At 63.5% G+C, this 15,637-nt stretch carries 16 protein-coding genes; 11 read left to right on the top strand and 5 right to left on the bottom strand.

The window, feature by feature from the left end; all coding sequences use genetic code 11:
* A partial coding sequence (locus tag ACFQU0_RS18185; protein ID WP_382203146.1) for an Rne/Rng family ribonuclease occupies positions 1-1,737 on the bottom strand: 1,737 nt, incomplete at its 3' end.
* 569 nt (positions 1,738-2,306) lie between these two features.
* On the opposite strand from ACFQU0_RS18185, the gene ACFQU0_RS18180 reads away from it, so the two are divergent.
* The 3 genes from ACFQU0_RS18180 to ACFQU0_RS18170 all read left to right on the top strand — a co-directional run bounded on the left by ACFQU0_RS18180 (position 2,307) and on the right by ACFQU0_RS18170 (position 4,407).
* Positions 2,307-3,281 (top strand): RluA family pseudouridine synthase, encoded by a 975-nt coding sequence (locus ACFQU0_RS18180; RefSeq protein ID WP_382203145.1) that lies wholly within the window; start codon positions 2,307-2,309, stop codon positions 3,279-3,281.
* Positions 3,282-3,371: 90 nt separating this feature from the next.
* Positions 3,372-3,680, top strand: a complete 309-nt coding sequence (locus ACFQU0_RS18175) for an H-NS histone family protein (protein WP_382203144.1) — start codon at positions 3,372-3,374, stop codon at positions 3,678-3,680.
* A 67-nt stretch (positions 3,681-3,747) separates the two neighbouring features.
* Positions 3,748-4,407, top strand: coding sequence for an HAD family hydrolase (locus tag ACFQU0_RS18170; protein ID WP_382203143.1), 660 nt, complete (start codon positions 3,748-3,750; stop codon positions 4,405-4,407).
* A 4-nt stretch (positions 4,408-4,411) separates the two neighbouring features.
* Here the strand turns inward: ACFQU0_RS18170 and ACFQU0_RS18165 are convergent, their stop codons facing one another.
* Both ACFQU0_RS18165 and ACFQU0_RS18160 read right to left on the bottom strand, forming a co-directional pair.
* Entirely contained in the window at positions 4,412-5,188 is a 777-nt protein-coding gene (locus ACFQU0_RS18165) for an SDR family oxidoreductase (RefSeq protein WP_382203142.1), read from the bottom strand.
* A gap of 34 nt (positions 5,189-5,222) precedes the next feature.
* Entirely contained in the window at positions 5,223-5,828 is a 606-nt protein-coding gene (locus tag ACFQU0_RS18160) for a DUF2062 domain-containing protein (RefSeq protein WP_382203141.1), read from the bottom strand.
* Positions 5,829-5,928: 100 nt separating this feature from the next.
* On the opposite strand from ACFQU0_RS18160, the gene ACFQU0_RS18155 reads away from it, so the two are divergent.
* From ACFQU0_RS18155 to ntrC, 7 genes are all read left to right on the top strand, one after another.
* Positions 5,929-6,675: a 16S rRNA pseudouridine(516) synthase gene (locus tag ACFQU0_RS18155; protein WP_382203148.1), complete on the top strand. Its 747-nt coding sequence runs from the start codon at positions 5,929-5,931 to the stop codon at positions 6,673-6,675.
* A gap of 44 nt (positions 6,676-6,719) precedes the next feature.
* On the top strand, positions 6,720-7,649 hold the full coding sequence (locus tag ACFQU0_RS18150; RefSeq protein WP_382203147.1) for an EI24 domain-containing protein: 930 nt from the start codon (positions 6,720-6,722) through the stop codon (positions 7,647-7,649).
* Entirely contained in the window at positions 7,646-8,491 is an 846-nt protein-coding gene (locus ACFQU0_RS18145) for a competence/damage-inducible protein A (RefSeq protein WP_382203140.1), read from the top strand. The genes ACFQU0_RS18150 and ACFQU0_RS18145 overlap by 4 nt, the downstream gene beginning before the upstream one ends.
* A 168-nt stretch (positions 8,492-8,659) precedes the next feature.
* A complete protein-coding gene (gene glnA / locus ACFQU0_RS18140; protein ID WP_382203139.1) occupies positions 8,660-10,075 on the top strand; it encodes a type I glutamate--ammonia ligase in 1,416 nt (471 codons plus the stop codon).
* Positions 10,076-10,218: 143 nt separating this feature from the next.
* Positions 10,219-10,785 (top strand): hypothetical protein, encoded by a 567-nt coding sequence (locus ACFQU0_RS18135; protein WP_382203138.1) that lies wholly within the window; start codon positions 10,219-10,221, stop codon positions 10,783-10,785.
* 7 nt (positions 10,786-10,792) lie between these two features.
* Positions 10,793-11,875 (top strand): nitrogen regulation protein NR(II), encoded by a 1,083-nt coding sequence (gene glnL, locus ACFQU0_RS18130; protein ID WP_382203137.1) that lies wholly within the window; start codon positions 10,793-10,795, stop codon positions 11,873-11,875.
* A gap of 52 nt (positions 11,876-11,927) precedes the next feature.
* Positions 11,928-13,424: a nitrogen regulation protein NR(I) gene (ntrC, locus tag ACFQU0_RS18125; RefSeq protein ID WP_382203136.1), complete on the top strand. Its 1,497-nt coding sequence runs from the start codon at positions 11,928-11,930 to the stop codon at positions 13,422-13,424.
* A gap of 9 nt (positions 13,425-13,433) precedes the next feature.
* Here the strand turns inward: ntrC and ACFQU0_RS18120 are convergent, their stop codons facing one another.
* The gene (locus ACFQU0_RS18120; RefSeq protein WP_382203135.1) at positions 13,434-14,198 is read right to left on the bottom strand and encodes an exodeoxyribonuclease III; all 765 of its coding nucleotides are present in this window, start codon (positions 14,196-14,198) and stop codon (positions 13,434-13,436) included.
* Positions 14,199-14,283: 85 nt separating this feature from the next.
* Positions 14,284-14,787 (bottom strand): cyclic nucleotide-binding domain-containing protein, encoded by a 504-nt coding sequence (locus tag ACFQU0_RS18115; RefSeq protein ID WP_382203134.1) that lies wholly within the window; start codon positions 14,785-14,787, stop codon positions 14,284-14,286.
* 361 nt (positions 14,788-15,148) lie between these two features.
* Between ACFQU0_RS18115 and ACFQU0_RS18110 the strand changes: the two genes are divergently transcribed.
* Entirely contained in the window at positions 15,149-15,580 is a 432-nt protein-coding gene (locus tag ACFQU0_RS18110) for a Rossmann-fold NAD(P)-binding domain-containing protein (protein ID WP_382203133.1), read from the top strand.
* Positions 15,581-15,637 lie beyond the last annotated feature (57 nt).

Here is a 15,637-nt window from a genome sequence, read left to right as displayed (position 1 = left end):
CCAGCCGAAGAACCCGCCGGTGGCTGCCACCGGGGCAGCGGCCACGGGGCGCGCTGCCGGTGTGGCAACGGGGGCCTCTTTGGCCTTGGCGTGTTCGGCCGGTGCGGCTTCTGCGCGAGCGGCCACCGGGGCCGGGCCGTCAGGCAACACGCCCTTGATGACCGGCTCCTGCTTGTTGGTGCGCTCCTGGCTGCGGCGGGTGACCGAAGTCACGTCCTCCACTTCCTCGGCCATCTTGTAGCTGGCGTCGAGGTTGTCCAGGCGCGGGTCGTCGTGCTTGATGCGCTCCAGCTTGTAGTGCGGCGTGTCCAGCGACTTGTTGGGCACCAGCAGCACGTTGATGCGCTGCTTGAGTTCGATCTTGGTGATCTCGGTGCGCTTCTCATTCAGCAGGAAGCTGGCGACTTCAACCGGCACCTGCACGAACACGGCGGCCGTGCTGTCCTTGAGCGACTCTTCCTGGATGATGCGCAGGATCTGCAGTGCCGACGATTCGGTGTCGCGGATGTGGCCCGAGCCGCCGCAGCGCGGGCAGGGGATGGACGCACCTTCGCTGAGCATGGGCTTCAGGCGCTGGCGGCTCATTTCCAGCAGGCCGAACTTGCTGATGGCGCCGAACTGCACGCGGGCACGGTCCTGGCGCAGGGCATCGCGCAGGCGGTTTTCCACCTCGCGGCGGTTCTTGCTCTCCTCCATGTCGATGAAGTCGATCACGATCAGGCCGCCGAGGTCGCGCAAACGGGCCTGGCGTGCCACTTCGTCGGCAGCTTCCAGGTTGGTTCGGGTGGCGGTTTCCTCGATGTCGCCGCCCTTGATGGCGCGTGCCGAGTTCACGTCCACCGCCACCAAGGCTTCGGTCTGGTCGATCACGATGGCGCCGCCGCTGGGCAGCTGGACGGTGCGGCTGTAGGCGGTTTCGATCTGGTGCTCGATCTGGAAGCGGCTGAACAGCGGCGCGTCGTCGCGGTAGCGCTTCACGCGGTGCCCGTGTTCGGGCATCACGTGGCTCATGAACTGATGAGCCTGCTCATAGATGTCATCGGTGTCGATCAGGATCTCGCCGATATTGCTGTTGAAGTAGTCGCGGATGGCGCGGATCACCAGGCTGGATTCCTGGTAGATCAGGAAGGCGCCCTTGCCGGCTTTGGACGCGCCGTCGATGGCCGTCCACAGTTTGAGCAGGTAGTTCAAGTCCCACTGCAGCTCGGGCGCCTCGCGGCCAATGCCGGCGGTGCGCGCGATGATGCTCATGCCATTGGGGTATTCGAGCTGATCCAGGGCCTGCTTCAGCTCCTGGCGCTCTTCGCCCTCGATGCGCCGGCTCACGCCACCGCCGCGCGGGTTGTTGGGCATCAGCACCACGTAGCGGCCGGCCAGACTCACAAAGGTGGTCAGGGCAGCGCCCTTGTTCCCGCGCTCTTCCTTTTCGACCTGGACCAGCAGTTCCTGGCCTTCCTTGATCACATCATTGATGCGGGCCTGCGAGGGCGAGGTGTTGCCCTGGAAGTACTGGCGCGAGATTTCCTTGAACGGCAGGAAACCGTGGCGCTCTTCGCCGTAGTCGACAAAACAGGCTTCGAGCGAGGGCTCGACACGGGTGACCACCGCCTTGTAGATGTTGCCCTTGCGCTGCTCGCGCCCCTCGATTTCGATTTCGTAGTCCAGCAGTTTCTGGCCGTCCACGATGGCCAGGCGGCGCTCTTCGGCCTGCGTGGCGTTGATCAACATACGCTTCATGTGCGTTTTCCTCGTTGCAAACAATGCACAACGTGCACGACCACCCAAGCTCTTGAGGCGCGGGCGGTCGCTCACTCCGTGGCCTGGTCTTCAGGCCAGTGCCGTGAGCCGAGCGCGTGCTGCGAACGAGGAGGGAATTGCCGGAGAGCGCGGAGCGGTCAGGCGCTGGTGGCACACAGGTGCCGCGACACTGACCCGGACCGGGCGTAGGCGCGTGGAGGTGGGCGAAACATCAAAGAAGGCAGCCATCGGCGGTGACGCGGACTCGTCTGCGTTGTCTCTGGGTTCACTTGGGTCCTCGACCAGCCCGCTCTTGCGGTCTGGTCGATTGGGGTATTCCGTTTTCGGGTTCGCAATTCAACACTGGGCTCATCCGCCGGCCTGGCGCCCGGGAGCCGGACAGACTCGTCTGTTGCTCGGGGGTGCGCCGGTGGATGTCGGCACGCTCCGGCCGGGCCATGTGGGCTTGACTGCCTTAAACTGGCGGCAAATCAAACACTTATACACGCGCGACGGGAACGGACCATTATAGGGCCGACCTCGCGCCTTGCAGCGATTGTGGTTCATTCATGGCGTCAGCCGAAGTTCGTCACCTGCGTGTCGATGAAGAGTCCGCCGGTCAGCGGCTGGACAATTTCCTGATCCGGGAACTCAAGGGGGCGCCCAAAACCCTGGTTTATCGGATCATTCGCTCCGGCGAAGTCCGGGTCAACAAAGGGCGGGCCAGCGCAGAAACGCGTATTCAGGCGGGTGACGATATCCGTGTACCGCCTTTGCGGCTGTCAGAGAAACCGCTGGAAAAAGCCGAACAAACGGTGCCAGGCCGTGAATTTCCCGTCCTGTTCGAGGATGGATGGTTTCTGGCAATTGACAAACCGGCCGGTGTGGCCGTGCACGGGGGCAGCGGCGTGTCGTTCGGCGTGATCGAGCAGTTGCGCCGCGCCAGACCGCAGGCACCTTTGCTGGAATTGGTGCACCGGCTGGACCGTGAAACCAGTGGCGTGTTGCTGGTGGCGAAGAAAAAAAGTGCGCTGAAGTCTCTGCAAAATCAATTCCGTGAACGCGAAACCGCCAAAACCTACCTGGCGCTGGTCAAAGGCGCGTGGCCACAACGGTTGAAAGTGATTGATCTGCCCTTGCACAAGTACCTGCTCGCCGATGGCGAACGTCGGGTCAAGGTGGTGCCGGCCGATCACCCTGACGGCCAGCGTTCGTTGACACTGGTGAAGGTGAGGGCTTCGGGTGTGCTGCCGGGACTGGCGGGCACGCCCGATGCCACCACGGTGTTCAGTCTGTTGGAGGTCACCATCAAGACCGGGCGCACCCACCAGATCCGCGTTCACCTGTCCCATTCTGGCCACACGATTGTGGGCGATGACAAATACGGCGATTTCGATCTGAACCGCAGAATGCAGCGGGCCGGCCTCAAGCGCATGTTCCTGCATGCGTGGCGCCTCGGATTGGTGCATCCGACCACGTTGGAAATGCTGGAGCTGAAATCTGAGTTGCCTTCCGAATTGTCCGCGTGGTCTGAATTCACTTGATTTTTACAATGATTTTGAAGTGATGCCTGAAATCACCCACCATTCTGTGTAAACTGTTCTGCGTTCATTTATTCTTTTTGAGGAAATTCGATGTCCAGTTATTCCGAACTCATGAACCAGGCGCAGGCATTGATGGCCCAGGCCGAACAGGTGCGCAAGCAGGAGCTGGCGGCAGTGATTGCCGACATCAAGGCAAAAATGAAGGAATACGGCATCACCGTGGCCGATTTGGGTGGCGCGGCCGCTGCGGTGCGCAAGTCGCCCAAATCCAAGGTGGCCCGCGAGGCCAAATACCGTGGTCCCAATGGTGAAACCTGGGCTGGTGGCCTGGGCCGCAAGCCCGAGTGGGTGCGGGCGATTCTGGCCGCAGGCAAGAACATCGAAGATTTCCGCATCTGACGCCCCGTTCCCGGGCCTGTCACACCAGGGGCGCACAATGCGCCCCTTGTCTTTTCCGTCCCCCGCCATGTCCACACGCCGTTTTGACCTGATCGCTTTCGACTGGGATGGCACCCTGTTCGATTCCACCGCCATCATCACCCAGTCCATCCAGGCGGCCGTGCGCGACGTGGGGGGACGTGAGCCCAGCCGGGAGCAGGCCAGCTATGTGATTGGCATGGGGCTGATGCAGGCGCTGGCCCATGCCGCGCCCGATGTGCCGCCCGAAAAATACCCCGAACTGGGCGCACGTTACCGGCACCACTACGCCAGCCGGGCCGACGAGCTGAACCTGTTTGAAGGCGTGCTGCCCCTGCTGGCCGACCTCAAAGCGCGCCAGCATTGGTTGGCGGTGGCCACAGGCAAAAGCCGGCGTGGCCTCGATGATTGCCTGCGCAGCGTTCCGCTGCAGGGTGTGTTTGACGACTCGCGCACCGCCGATGAGACGGCGGGCAAGCCCCATCCGCTCATGCTGCAGGAGTTGATGGCGGTGTGGGGCGTGCCGCCCGAGCGCACGCTGATGATCGGCGACACCACCCACGACCTTTTGATGGCACAAAACGCGGGTTGCCCCAGCGTCGGGGTGGCCTACGGTGCCCACCACCACGCCGGTTTCGAGGCCCATGGCCCGCTGTTTGTGGCGCACACGGTGCGCGAGCTGCACGACTGGTTGCTCGCCAACGGCTGACGTTTCAGCGGGCGTGGGTCACACCGCCGTCCACCACCAGGGTTTCGCCCACCACATAGTCGCCCGCGCGCGACGCAAGGTAAATGGCCGCTGCCGCCAGGTCTTCGGGTTGCCCCACCCGCCCAGCCGGAATGCGTTGGCGGGTGGTTTCTTCCTCGTCGCGCGCGGCGCGGTTCATGTCGGTCGGGAAGGCGCCGGGGGCAATGGCGCTGACCACGATCTGTTCGCGAACCAACTGCAGCGCCATGCGTTTGGTCAGGTGGATCAGCCCGGCCTTGCTGGCCGCGTAAGGGTAGGTTTCCAGCATGTTCACCGACAGCCCGTCGATGGACGCGATGTGAATGACCTTGGCTGGGCGCCCGCTGGCGGCCACCGAGGCGCGCAGGGCCGGGGCCAGGGCCTGCGTGAGGAAAAACGGTGTTTTCAGGTTGAGGTCCACGACCTTGTCCCAGCCGGCTTCAGGAAATGCGTCGAACGGCGCTGCCCAGGCGGCGCCGGCGTTGTTCACCAGGATGTCCAGCGTGGGCTCGTGTGCCAAATAGGCTTGTTTGAGCGCCGCGATACCGGCCGGGTGGGACACGTCGGCCGGCAACGAGATGCAATGCCCCAGCGCTGAAAGGTCTTGCGCCGTCGCGTCGCAGGCATCTGCCTTGCGTGCGCTGATGTAGACACGGGCGCCTTGGGCCAGAAAACCTTCGGCAATCATGCGGCCGATGCCGCGAGAGCCGCCGGTGATCAGCGCGGTGCGCCCTTTCAGGGAAAACAGGTCGGTGGTGTTCATGGGGCCGGGTGCCTTCTCATTGAAAAACGCCAGCCTACGTGGGATCGCCTTTGGCGCCGGTCACCTGGGTGGCACCGCTGCGCTGAGCCAGCCGCCGGCGCCGGGTCCAACGGGTTTTCAGTACCCACAGCAGGCTGGCCAAAAAATAGACCAACACGCCGCAGACAGAGGCCACGATGGCCAGGCCCACCACCAAGGGCTTGCCCACCGTGCTCAGGTAGGTCCACCAGTGCGCCAGTTGCGCCCGCAGACCCTGGGCCTGCGACGGCTCGGCCTGCGATGTCTCAAGCGCCTGGGCAGCCGCAGTTTCAGTGAGTTGCGGTTCGTGCAACACCCAGCGGCCCAGGCGGTAGGCGCCGTAGTACACCGGGCCGAAGGTGACCGGGTTGGTGACCAGGGTGCTCGCCACCGCCACCGGCAGGTTGGCGCGCAACAGCACCGCCAGCGTGGCCGAGGCGGGGATTTGCGCCACCGGTATCAGCAAACCGAAGAAGATGCCCAGCGCCAGGCCCAGCGCCAGCCCCTTGCGGCTCATGTGCCACAGGCGCGGGTGGTGCAGTGCTGGCCCCATCCAGCGCAGCCAGCGGTTGGTATGCAGGGACTCCCGGGTGGGCAGCCAGCGGGCAAAGCGGTGGTTCATGGGGCAACGGCGATCGAACGGTTGGCGCCAGGGGGTTGTTTGGCAAGGCTTGGAGTATGCTCGCCCCCTCTCAGTTCAGCCGCCTTCGCCCCACACCATGCTGCCGTTGCAGGAAATTCTGTTCTCCCAGGGATTTGGCACCCGCCGCGTCTGTTGTGGGCTGGTGCAACAGGGCCTGGTGCAGGTGGGCGCCGAGCGCACTCCCTGCACCGATCCATGGGCCGAGTTTGACACCCACGGCCTGTTGTTCACCGTCCAGGGTCAGGACTGGGCCTTCCACGAACGTGCCTATCTGATGCTGCACAAGCCGGCGGGCCACGAGTGCTCGCAAAAACCCAGCAACCACCCCAGCATCTATTCGCTCCTGCCCGCCCCTTTGCGCGCGCGCGGTGGTGGCGCCGCTGCCGGTGTGCAGGCGGTGGGGCGGCTGGACCAGGACACCACAGGCCTGTTGCTGATGTCGGACGACGGCGCTTTCATCCACCGCCTGACATCGCCCCGCCACCACGTGCCCAAGGTGTACGAGGTGGGGGTGAAACACCCCCTGGACGAGCCGCAGGTGCGGCGCTTGCTCGACGGTGTGGTGCTCGACGACGACCCCAAGCCGGTGCGCGCGGCCGCCTGCGAGGCGGTGGCCCCCCATCACCTGCGTCTGACCTTGACGGAAGGCAAGTACCACCAGGTCAAACGCATGGTGGCGGCGGTGGGCAACCGGGTGGAAACGCTGCACCGTTCGCGCATCGGTGACCTGGTGTTGCCGCCCGATCTGGCGCCCGGCGCATGGCGCTGGCTCAGCGCCGACGAGGTGGCCGGTTTGTACAAAAAACCCGCCAACGCATCCGCCTGAACGGCCCCTCGTGGGCGGTCATGCCTTGCGTGTATTCTTTGACCATGGGTTTGATCTTCGATTCGTTCTGGCGCGCGGTGGCCTACTGTCTGCACCCGCGGGTGATTGCCTTGTCGGTGTTGCCGCTCATCCTGATGGTGGCGCTGTCGTTTGCGCTCGGCTATTTTTTCTGGGAACCGGCGGTGGCGGCGGTGGCGGCTTGGCTGCAGAACTACGAGCTGGTCGGCGCGTTTCTCAACTGGCTGGACCAGGTCGGCGCGGGTGCTTTTCGCACCGTGTTCGCGCCTTTGCTGGTGTTGGTCGTGGCCACGCCGGCCATCGTGTTTCTCACGCTCTTGTTGGTGGCCGTGACCATGACGCCACAAATGGTGGCGCTGGTGGCGCAGCGGCGCTTTGCCGCGCTGGAGCGCAAACGCGGCGGCAGTTTGCTGGCCAGCGTTTTCTGGTCGTTGGGCTCGACCTTGCTGGCCCTGGTGGTGATGGTGTTGACCATGCCGCTGTGGCTGATTCCGCCTTTGGTGCTGTTGTTGCCGCCCCTGATCTGGGGTTGGCTCACCTACCGCGTGTTCGCGTTTGACGCACTGGCCGACCACGCCAGCAAAGAGGAGCGCACCGGTCTGATCCAGACGCACCGCGCGCCGCTGCTGGTGATGGGGGTGGTGACCGGTTTCCTGGGCGCGGCGCCCAGCCTGATCTGGGCTTCGGGCGCCATGTTCATCGTGGCCGCGCCCTTGCTGGTGCCACTGGCCATCTGGATCTACACCCTGGTGTTCGCCTTTGCCTCGTTGTGGTTTGCCCATTACCTGTTGGCGGCGTTGGAGCGCACGCGGGCTGCTGCTGCGCCGGTCAGACCGGTGTCAGACGCAGCGCCGACCATGGCATCTCAATTGCAGGACGTGGAAGACGTGTTGCCCAAGCCACTGCCAGGCACGACACCCACACTGCCCGGACCCAACCCACCCACCACGCCATGAGCTCGCCCCTGTCCGACAACGTGTCACCCGTGCCCGACATTGGCCTCATCATCGTGGGCGATGAAATCCTGTCGGGCAAACGGGCGGACAAACACCTGAGCAAAACGATAGAGCTGCTGGGCGAGCGGGGTTTGACCCTGAGCTGGGCGCGCTACGTCGGCGACGACCGGCGGCAGATCACGGCCGCGTTGCGCGATGCGTTTGCTCAGCCTGGCATCGTGTTTTCGTGTGGCGGCATAGGCGCCACCCCCGACGACCACACGCGCCAGTGTGCGGCGGCTGCGCTGGAGCGGCCCCTGGTGCTGCACCCGCAGGCGCGCGAGCGGATTCTGGAGCGCATGCGCGATGTGGCGGCCGAGCAGAACCTGCCCTACGAGCCTGAACGTGCCGACAACGTGCACCGGCTGAACATGGGGGTGTTTCCCGAAGGCGCGGACATCGTGCCCAACCCCTACAACAAAATCCCCGGTTTCGACTGCACCGGCACCGGTGGTGGCCGGGTGTTTTTCCTGCCCGGCTTCCCGGTCATGGCCTGGCCCATGATGGCTTGGGCGCTCGACACCCATTGCCACACTTGGTTCCACCGCCAAACCTGGGTGGAGCGTTCCGTGATCGTTTTTGGTGCGATGGAGGCCAGCCTCACGCCGCTGATGGAGCGCATCGAGGCCGAGCACGTGGGGGTCAAGGTTTTCAGCCTGCCCAGCGTGGACCACCCCGAATATGGGCGCCACATCGAACTTGGCGTCAAAGGTGAAGAGGGTGCCACCCAACCGGCTTTTGACGCACTCAAACAAGGTTTGTTGGCTTTTGGTGCACCAATTGGCCCTGAAATGGTGCGTTGATTGTCAATCCGCTCCATTTGTGCACCTGTTGTGTGCATTCATTCCGGGTGCACAATATTGAGCTGAACACTGCGTCGGTTGTGCCACACCTCGGTGCGTGCTGGCACAAAAGCTGCTTTATCGTTTTCCGTCACCCTTTTTACCCAACCCGTACCAGGAGAGTTTCTGATGGCCAAAAGCGTCGCCGACGTCATGAGCATGGTCAAGGACAACGACGTCAAGTTCGTTGACTTCCGTTTTACCGACACCCGTGGCAAGTGGCAACACATCACCATTCCCGTGTCCCAGTTCGAAGAAGACAAGTTCGAACAAGGCCAGGCTTTCGACGGTTCGTCCATCGCTGGCTGGAAGGGCATTGAAGCTTCGGACATGCTGCTGATGCCCGACGCCGCCACCGCCTTCATCGACCCCTTTGTCGAAGAAGTCACTCTGGTGCTGGTGTGCGACGTGATCGAGCCCACCGACGGCAAAGCCTACGAACGCGACCCGCGTTCCATCGCCAAGCGCGCCGAAGCCTACCTGAAAGCCTCCGGCCTGGGCGACACCGCCTTCTTCGGTCCGGAACCCGAGTTCTTCCTGTTCGACGAGGTGCGTTGGAGCAACGAACCCGGTCACAGCTTCTACCAGATCGAAGAGTACGAAGCGCCCTGGAACAGCGGCGCCAAGCTCGAAGGCGGCAACCGTGGCCACCGTCCGCGCGTCAAGGGCGGTTATTTCCCGGTGCCCCCGGTGGACAGCACCATGGACATGCGCAACGAGATGTGCGAAATCCTGGAAGCCGTTGGCATTCCCGTTGAAGTGCACCACCACGAAGTGGCCGGTGCTGGCCAGTGCGAAATCGGCACCAAGTTCTCGACCCTGGTCGAGCGCGCCGACTGGACCCTGCTGCAGAAGTACGTGATCCAGAACGTGGCCAACGCCTATGGCAAGACCGCCACCTTCATGCCAAAGCCCTACCACGGCGACAACGGCTCGGGCATGCACGTGCACCAGTCGGTCTGGAAGGACGGCAAGAACCTGTTTGCTGGCAGCGGCTACGCCGGTCTGTCCGAGTTCGCGCTGTACTACATCGGCGGCGTGATCAAGCACGCTCGCGCGCTGAACGCCATCACCAACCCCGGCACCAACAGCTACAAGCGCCTGGTGCCGCACTTCGAAGCCCCGGTGAAGCTGGCTTATTCGGCCAAGAACCGCTCGGCGTCGATCCGCATCCCCAACGTCGCCTCCGACAAGGCGCGTCGCGTGGAAGCCCGCTTCCCCGATCCGCTGTGCAACCCTTACCTGGGCTTTGCCGCGCTGCTGATGGCGGGTCTGGATGGTGTCGAGAACAAAATCCACCCGGGCGAGGCCGCCTCCAAGGATCTGTACCACCTGCCTCCCGAAGAGGACAAGCTGGTGCCTACCGTGTGCGCCAGTCTGGACGAAGCCTTGGCCCACCTGGACAAGGACCGTGCCTTCCTGACCAAGGGTGGCGTGTTCACCGATGCCTGGATTGACGCCTACATCGAGCTGAAAATGACCGAAGTCACGCGTTCGCGCGTGGAAGTGTCGCCCGTCGAGTACGACATGTACTACAGCCTGTAATACAGGTTAACGACGTGCAAAGGGACGGCCATGGCCGTCCCTTTTTGCTTTTGGGCACCGGGCAGCGGGGCACTTTTGGGCGATACTGGAAATCACAGGCCCATGCCGATCTGGAGGCCACGCCTCTTGCCTGGAGTGCCGACATGTTCGATGCCGCAATGAAATCCTTTGTTTCTGTTCCCGTAGCCCATCTGGTGTGTCTGTTGATGCTGGGTGCCGCAGCCGTGCCTGCCGTGGCGCAGGACCGCATTTACCGCTGCGGCAACGAATACACCAACGACCCCGGCGACGCAAAAGCGCGTGGCTGCCGCGTGATTGAAGGTGGCAACGTGACGGTGATCCAGGGAATCAAGCCGGCACCTTCATCAACGGCTGGCGCGCCCGCGCGCACCCCTGCGCCTGCGGCCAGCTCGGGTAGCCCGCGCAATGGCAACGACCGGGTGGACGCTGCCGCCCAGCGCGCCCGCGATGCTGACGCGCGCACCATTTTGGAGGCCGAACTGCGCAAGGCGGAAAGCCGCCTGAATGGCCTGAGCCAGGAGTACAACAACGGCGAACCGGAGAAACGCGGACCTGAGTTCCGCAACCACCAGATGTACCTGGACCGAGTGGCCGAACTCAAGGCCGGCGTGGCCCGCGCGCAGAGCGATGTGGACGGCATCAAACGCGAACTTGCCCGCCTGGGGCCGGCGTCGGCGGCCCAGCGCTGAAAAGCCCATGATTGGGTTGAAAAAACGAAAGGTGTCACCTGCCCAGCGGTTTCAGTCGCTGGACCTGCTGGCCACCCTGGTCGCGGTGGTGGATGCCCAGGGCCAGGTGCTGTTTGCCAACGCGGCGTTGGAAGACGCGCTGGGCATGTCCCGGCGCAGCATCACCGGCACCCACTTTCCCGACTGTTTCACCGAGCCGCATCTGTTGAACAATGCACTGGCCGGCGCGCGTGGCAACGAGTTTGCCGCCTTGCGTTATGACGCCCGCCTCAAACGACTGGCACATGAGGTGCTGCCTGTGCACGTGGTGGTGGCGCAGACCGACGTGGCCGGCGAGGTGGTGGTGGAACTGCTGCCGCAGGAGCAACAGGCGCGGCAGGAGCGCGAGGAGCGCCTGATCGACCAGGCGCAGGCCAACAAGGAACTGATCCGCAACCTGGCGCACGAGATCAAGAACCCGCTGGGGGGCATCCGTGGCGCGGCCCAGTTGCTGCAGATGGACCTGGAGTCCAAGGACCTGATCGAGTACACACAGGTCATCATCCACGAGGCCGATCGCCTGCAATCGCTGGTGGACCGCCTGCTGGCGCCGCACCGACGCCCGCATGTGGTGGGCGACGTCAACATCCACGAGGTGTGTGAGCGCGTGCGCTCGCTCATCCTGGCTGAGTTTCCCAAGGGCCTGCGCGTGGTGCGTGACTACGACACGTCCATTCCCGAGTTTCGGGGCGACCGCGAGCAGCTGATTCAAGCCGTGCTCAACATCGCACACAACGCGGCGCAGGCCTTGGCCACGCGCATCGCGGCCGGTGACGCACAGATTGTTTTCAAGACCCGCGTGGGCCGCCAAGTGACCTTTGGCAAGCAGCGCTATCGCCTGGCACTGGAATTGCATGTGATTGACAACGGGCCCGGCGTGCCGGACTCGATCAAGGACCGCATCTTTTTTCCCCTGGTGTCAGGGCGGGATGGCGGCTCCGGCCTGGGGCTGACGCTGGCACAAACCTTTGTGCAGCAACACCACGGTCTGATCGAGTGCGACAGCGTTCCAGGCCAGACCGACTTCAAGCTGCTCATCCCATTGCCTTGAAGCCGGTGTTGATCAACACAATGAGGCGACTCGAAAGGCAGGGCACACGCGCATGAAACCCATCTGGATCGTGGATGACGACCAATCCATCCGGTTTGTGCTGGAGAAGGCGCTGGCGCGCGAAGAACTGCCCACCCGCAGCTTCACCCATCCGCAGGAGGTGATTGCCGCCCTCGATGACGCCAGCGACAGCGAAGGGCCACAAATCCTGGTGAGCGACATCCGCATGCCCGGTGGTTCTGGTCTCGACCTGCTGGAGCAGGTGAAAAAGCGCCAGCCCGGTTTGCCGGTCATCATCATGACCGCCTTCTCTGACCTGGACAGCGCGGTGTCGGCGTTTCAGGGCGGCGCCTTCGAGTACCTGCCCAAGCCCTTCGATTTGCCCAAAGCGGTGGAGCTGATCCGCCGCGCCGTGGACGAAAGCCAGCGCGAGGAAGTGGCCGAAGAGCGCCTGGGCGCCGTGCCCGAGATGCTGGGCCAGGCGCCCGCCATGCAGGACGTGTTCCGCGCCATTGGCCGCTTGTCGCAAAGCAACGTCACGGTGCTCATCACCGGTGAATCCGGCGCCGGCAAGGAGCTGGTGGCGCACGCGCTGCACAAACATTCCCCGCGCTCGGGGGGGCCTTTTGTGGCCATCAACACGGCGGCCATACCCAAAGACTTGCTGGAAAGCGAACTCTTCGGCCACGAGCGCGGCGCGTTCACCGGCGCGCAGACCATGCGCCGAGGCCGCTTCGAGCAGGCCGAGGGCGGCACGCTGTTTCTCGACGAGATCGGCGACATGCCCTTCGACCTTCAGACGCGCCTGCTGCGCGTGTTGTCCGACGGAAACTTCTACCGCGTGGGTGGCCACAGTGCCGTCAAAGCCCACGTGCGCGTGATCGCCGCCACCCACCAGAACCTGGAGCAGCGCGTCAAGGAAGGCAGCTTCCGCGAGGATTTGTTCCACCGCCTCAACGTCATCCGCCTGCGCCTGCCCGCGTTGCGCGAACGGCGCGAGGACGTGCCCATGCTCACGCGCTACTTCCTGCAGCAAAGTGCCACCCAGTTGGGCGTCGAGCCCAAGCGCATTTCAGACGCCGCGTTGCAGGTGCTGAGCGGCTTTGACTACCCCGGCAACGTGCGCCAGTTGCAGAACATCTGCCACTGGTTGACCGTGATGGCACCGGCACAGGTGGTGGATGTGAAAGACCTGCCGCCCGAGGTGATGGGCGGTGTGCCCGCGCCCACCGTCGGGGCCGCCGTGCCGGCCGCAGCACCATTGGCCATGCCGGTGGACATGCCACATGCGCCTGCACCAGTCGCCACGGTGCCGGCGGTGTCAGACGGCGCGGGCGATTGGGAGCAGGACTTGCAGGCCGAGGCCCAACGCCTGCTGGCCCAAGGCCGCACCGATGTGTGGGACGTGTTGACGCGACGCTTTGAAACCCGCCTGATTCAGACCGCACTGGCCAGCACACGGGGCCGCCGCATCGAGGCCGCCCACAAACTCGGCATCGGCCGCAACACCATCACCCGCAAAATTCAAGAACTCCATTTGGAGGAGTGATCGCCCCGATCAGCCCAGCGTCATCACCACCGGTGCGTGGTCGCTGGGCCGCTCGTTCTTGCGTGGGATTTTGTCGATCTCGCAAGCGGTGACGCGGGCCTTCACCGCGTCGCTGACCAGGATGTGGTCGATGCGCAGCCCACGGTTGCGGCGGAAGGCGAAGTCGCGGTAGTCCCACCACGAGTAACTCTTGGGCGGTTGGGGGAACAGGCGCAGGCCATCGTGCAGCCCGAGCGCGATCAACGCGCGCAGGTGGTAGCGCTCTTCCTCGGTGCAGTGGATGGTGTCGCGCAGGCCTTCGGGGTCCCACACGTCGTCGTCGTCGAAGGTGATGTTGTAGTCGCCCATCAGCACCAGCTGCGGGTGTTGCGCCAGTTCGTCACGCACCCAGGCACGCAGCGCTTCGAGCCAGTGCATCTTGTAGTCGAACTTCTCGCTGCCTGGCTCCTGGCCGTTGGGGAAGTAGGCACCGATCACCCGCACACCGTCCACCGTGGCGCACAACACACGCGACTGGTCATCGTCAAAGCCCGGGATGTTGCGGACCACATCCTGCGCCGGCGCCTTGGTCAGCAGTGCCACACCGTTGTAGGTCTTCTGCCCGAACACCTGGGCTTGGTAGCCCACGGCTGAAAACGCTTCGTGCGGGAACTTGTCGTCGGTGAGCTTGAGTTCCTGCAGTGCCAGCACATCCACCGGGTGGGCTTGCAGCCAGTCCAGCACCTGAGGCAGGCGCACGTTGAGGGAGTTGACGTTCCAGGTGGCAAGTTGCATGGTGGGGCGATGGGGCTGAACTTTGTGGTGGATTCGATCACCGCGTACCGCCTAGGCGTCCGCTTTCACTGAATGGTTGCTTGCGTCAGTGGGCTGGTGCACCCGCCTGAAGTCGCGTTTGCGCCCATTCCAACCGCTTTGACGCGGTGTGGAGGAAGCGCAAAAGGAGCTTGTTGGCCAGTCGTGGAAAGGTCAAAAGCAAATCTTTGTAGGCGCTGCGCGTGATCAGCAAGAAGTCTACCGGCTCGGTGGTGACACAGGTGGCCGAGACCGGTTCGCCGTTGAGGAGCGCGAGTTCGCCCCAGCTGTCGCCTGGCGCCAGCGACAGGCGCGAGCACACGGAACCATCGTTGTTGGTCTGCACGGCTTCGGCCGAGCCGGTCAACACAATCAGCAGGTGGTTGGTGAGCTCGCCTTGCTGCATCAGCCTGGTGTGCCGTCCGGCCGAATACACCGCCATGTAGCGGCACAACGCGGTGGTCTCCGCCAGGTCCAGGCGGTCGAGCACCGGCGTGTTGCCGAAAATCTCATGAATTTCTGCAGCGTGGTCTTGCGCGCCGCCAAGAAGTTCAAAGTGTGTCGAGTTCACACAGTCCCCGATGTTTATTTGCAAAAGAATGCAAACGATGCTAACCGCGCCGCGCCATGTTGGGATGGTGTCGGGCGCAAGTTTGGCTACAAGCGACTAAGCACTCCTCCAATTGGCTGTGGGGCTCAAGGTGCATCCCAAAAACACGGCTTCGGAATGGGTGCGTTCGGACCATGGCAGGCCACAGATTCCGGGCCATTCTGATCAGGGGGAGCCTCAGATAATCCGCCCCACTGTCAAAACCCATGCAAGTCCACCGTTTTTTTTCCTCTGCCAGGGGCAGGGATGGCTGCCCGTGTTGTCGTCTTGTTGAGCGAGGCCCGCGTGCGGGTGCTTGGCAAGGTTTGGTTCGGGATTGCACATGCTGCATTTGAATGGCCAGCGCTCGGTGCTCCAGCGCCGCAGCAACATCAGCAACGCCTTGCAGGCCTTGCTGGATGGCACGGCGGTGTTGGGCATCGCCTATTGGCTGATTGATCGCCATCTGGGGTTTGTCAGCGCACCCTATACCTTCATGGTGGTGCTGTTGCTGGGCATGCTGGGACTGCTTTACGACCAGTTGGCGCTTTACCGCAGCAACGCCAACTTCACCACCAAGGCGTTGAAGATTTTCCAGGCCTGGACCCTGGCGTTTGCGATGCTGCTGGCACTGGGTTTTTTGACCAAGCAGACCGAGACCTTCTCGCGCCTTCTGGTCGGGCAGCTCTATGTGCTGGGTTTCTTCGCTCAGCTGCTGCTGCACCTGTTGTTGCGTGTCTTGCAGCGGCAGTTGTTGATTTCCATCCAGAACTGACCCACCTTCACGGGTAATTTCCATCCAAATCTGACCCACGTAAGAACCCTAACCTGC

This window comes from Hydrogenophaga defluvii, from assembly GCF_042665235.1.
GTDB lineage: Bacteria > Pseudomonadota > Gammaproteobacteria > Burkholderiales > Burkholderiaceae_C > Hydrogenophaga > Hydrogenophaga defluvii_A.
Note: the sequence above shows the minus strand (reverse complement) of the source record. Positions and strands in the feature narration are given on the sequence as shown.

Coding starts and splice junctions, on each gene's coding strand:
- ACFQU0_RS18180 (WP_382203145.1), top strand. CDS start 2,307: ATGGCGTCAGCCGAAGTTCGTCACCTGCGTGTCGATGAAGAGTCCGCC.
- ACFQU0_RS18175 (WP_382203144.1), top strand. CDS start 3,372: ATGTCCAGTTATTCCGAACTCATGAACCAGGCGCAGGCATTGATGGCC.
- ACFQU0_RS18170 (WP_382203143.1), top strand. CDS start 3,748: ATGTCCACACGCCGTTTTGACCTGATCGCTTTCGACTGGGATGGCACC.
- ACFQU0_RS18165 (WP_382203142.1), bottom strand. CDS start 5,188: ATGAACACCACCGACCTGTTTTCCCTGAAAGGGCGCACCGCGCTGATC.
- ACFQU0_RS18160 (WP_382203141.1), bottom strand. CDS start 5,828: ATGAACCACCGCTTTGCCCGCTGGCTGCCCACCCGGGAGTCCCTGCAT.
- ACFQU0_RS18150 (WP_382203147.1), top strand. CDS start 6,720: ATGGGTTTGATCTTCGATTCGTTCTGGCGCGCGGTGGCCTACTGTCTG.
- ACFQU0_RS18145 (WP_382203140.1), top strand. CDS start 7,646: ATGAGCTCGCCCCTGTCCGACAACGTGTCACCCGTGCCCGACATTGGC.
- glnA (WP_382203139.1), top strand. CDS start 8,660: ATGGCCAAAAGCGTCGCCGACGTCATGAGCATGGTCAAGGACAACGAC.
- ACFQU0_RS18135 (WP_382203138.1), top strand. CDS start 10,219: ATGTTCGATGCCGCAATGAAATCCTTTGTTTCTGTTCCCGTAGCCCAT.
- glnL (WP_382203137.1), top strand. CDS start 10,793: ATGATTGGGTTGAAAAAACGAAAGGTGTCACCTGCCCAGCGGTTTCAG.
- ntrC (WP_382203136.1), top strand. CDS start 11,928: ATGAAACCCATCTGGATCGTGGATGACGACCAATCCATCCGGTTTGTG.
- ACFQU0_RS18120 (WP_382203135.1), bottom strand. CDS start 14,198: ATGCAACTTGCCACCTGGAACGTCAACTCCCTCAACGTGCGCCTGCCT.
- ACFQU0_RS18110 (WP_382203133.1), top strand. CDS start 15,149: ATGCTGCATTTGAATGGCCAGCGCTCGGTGCTCCAGCGCCGCAGCAAC.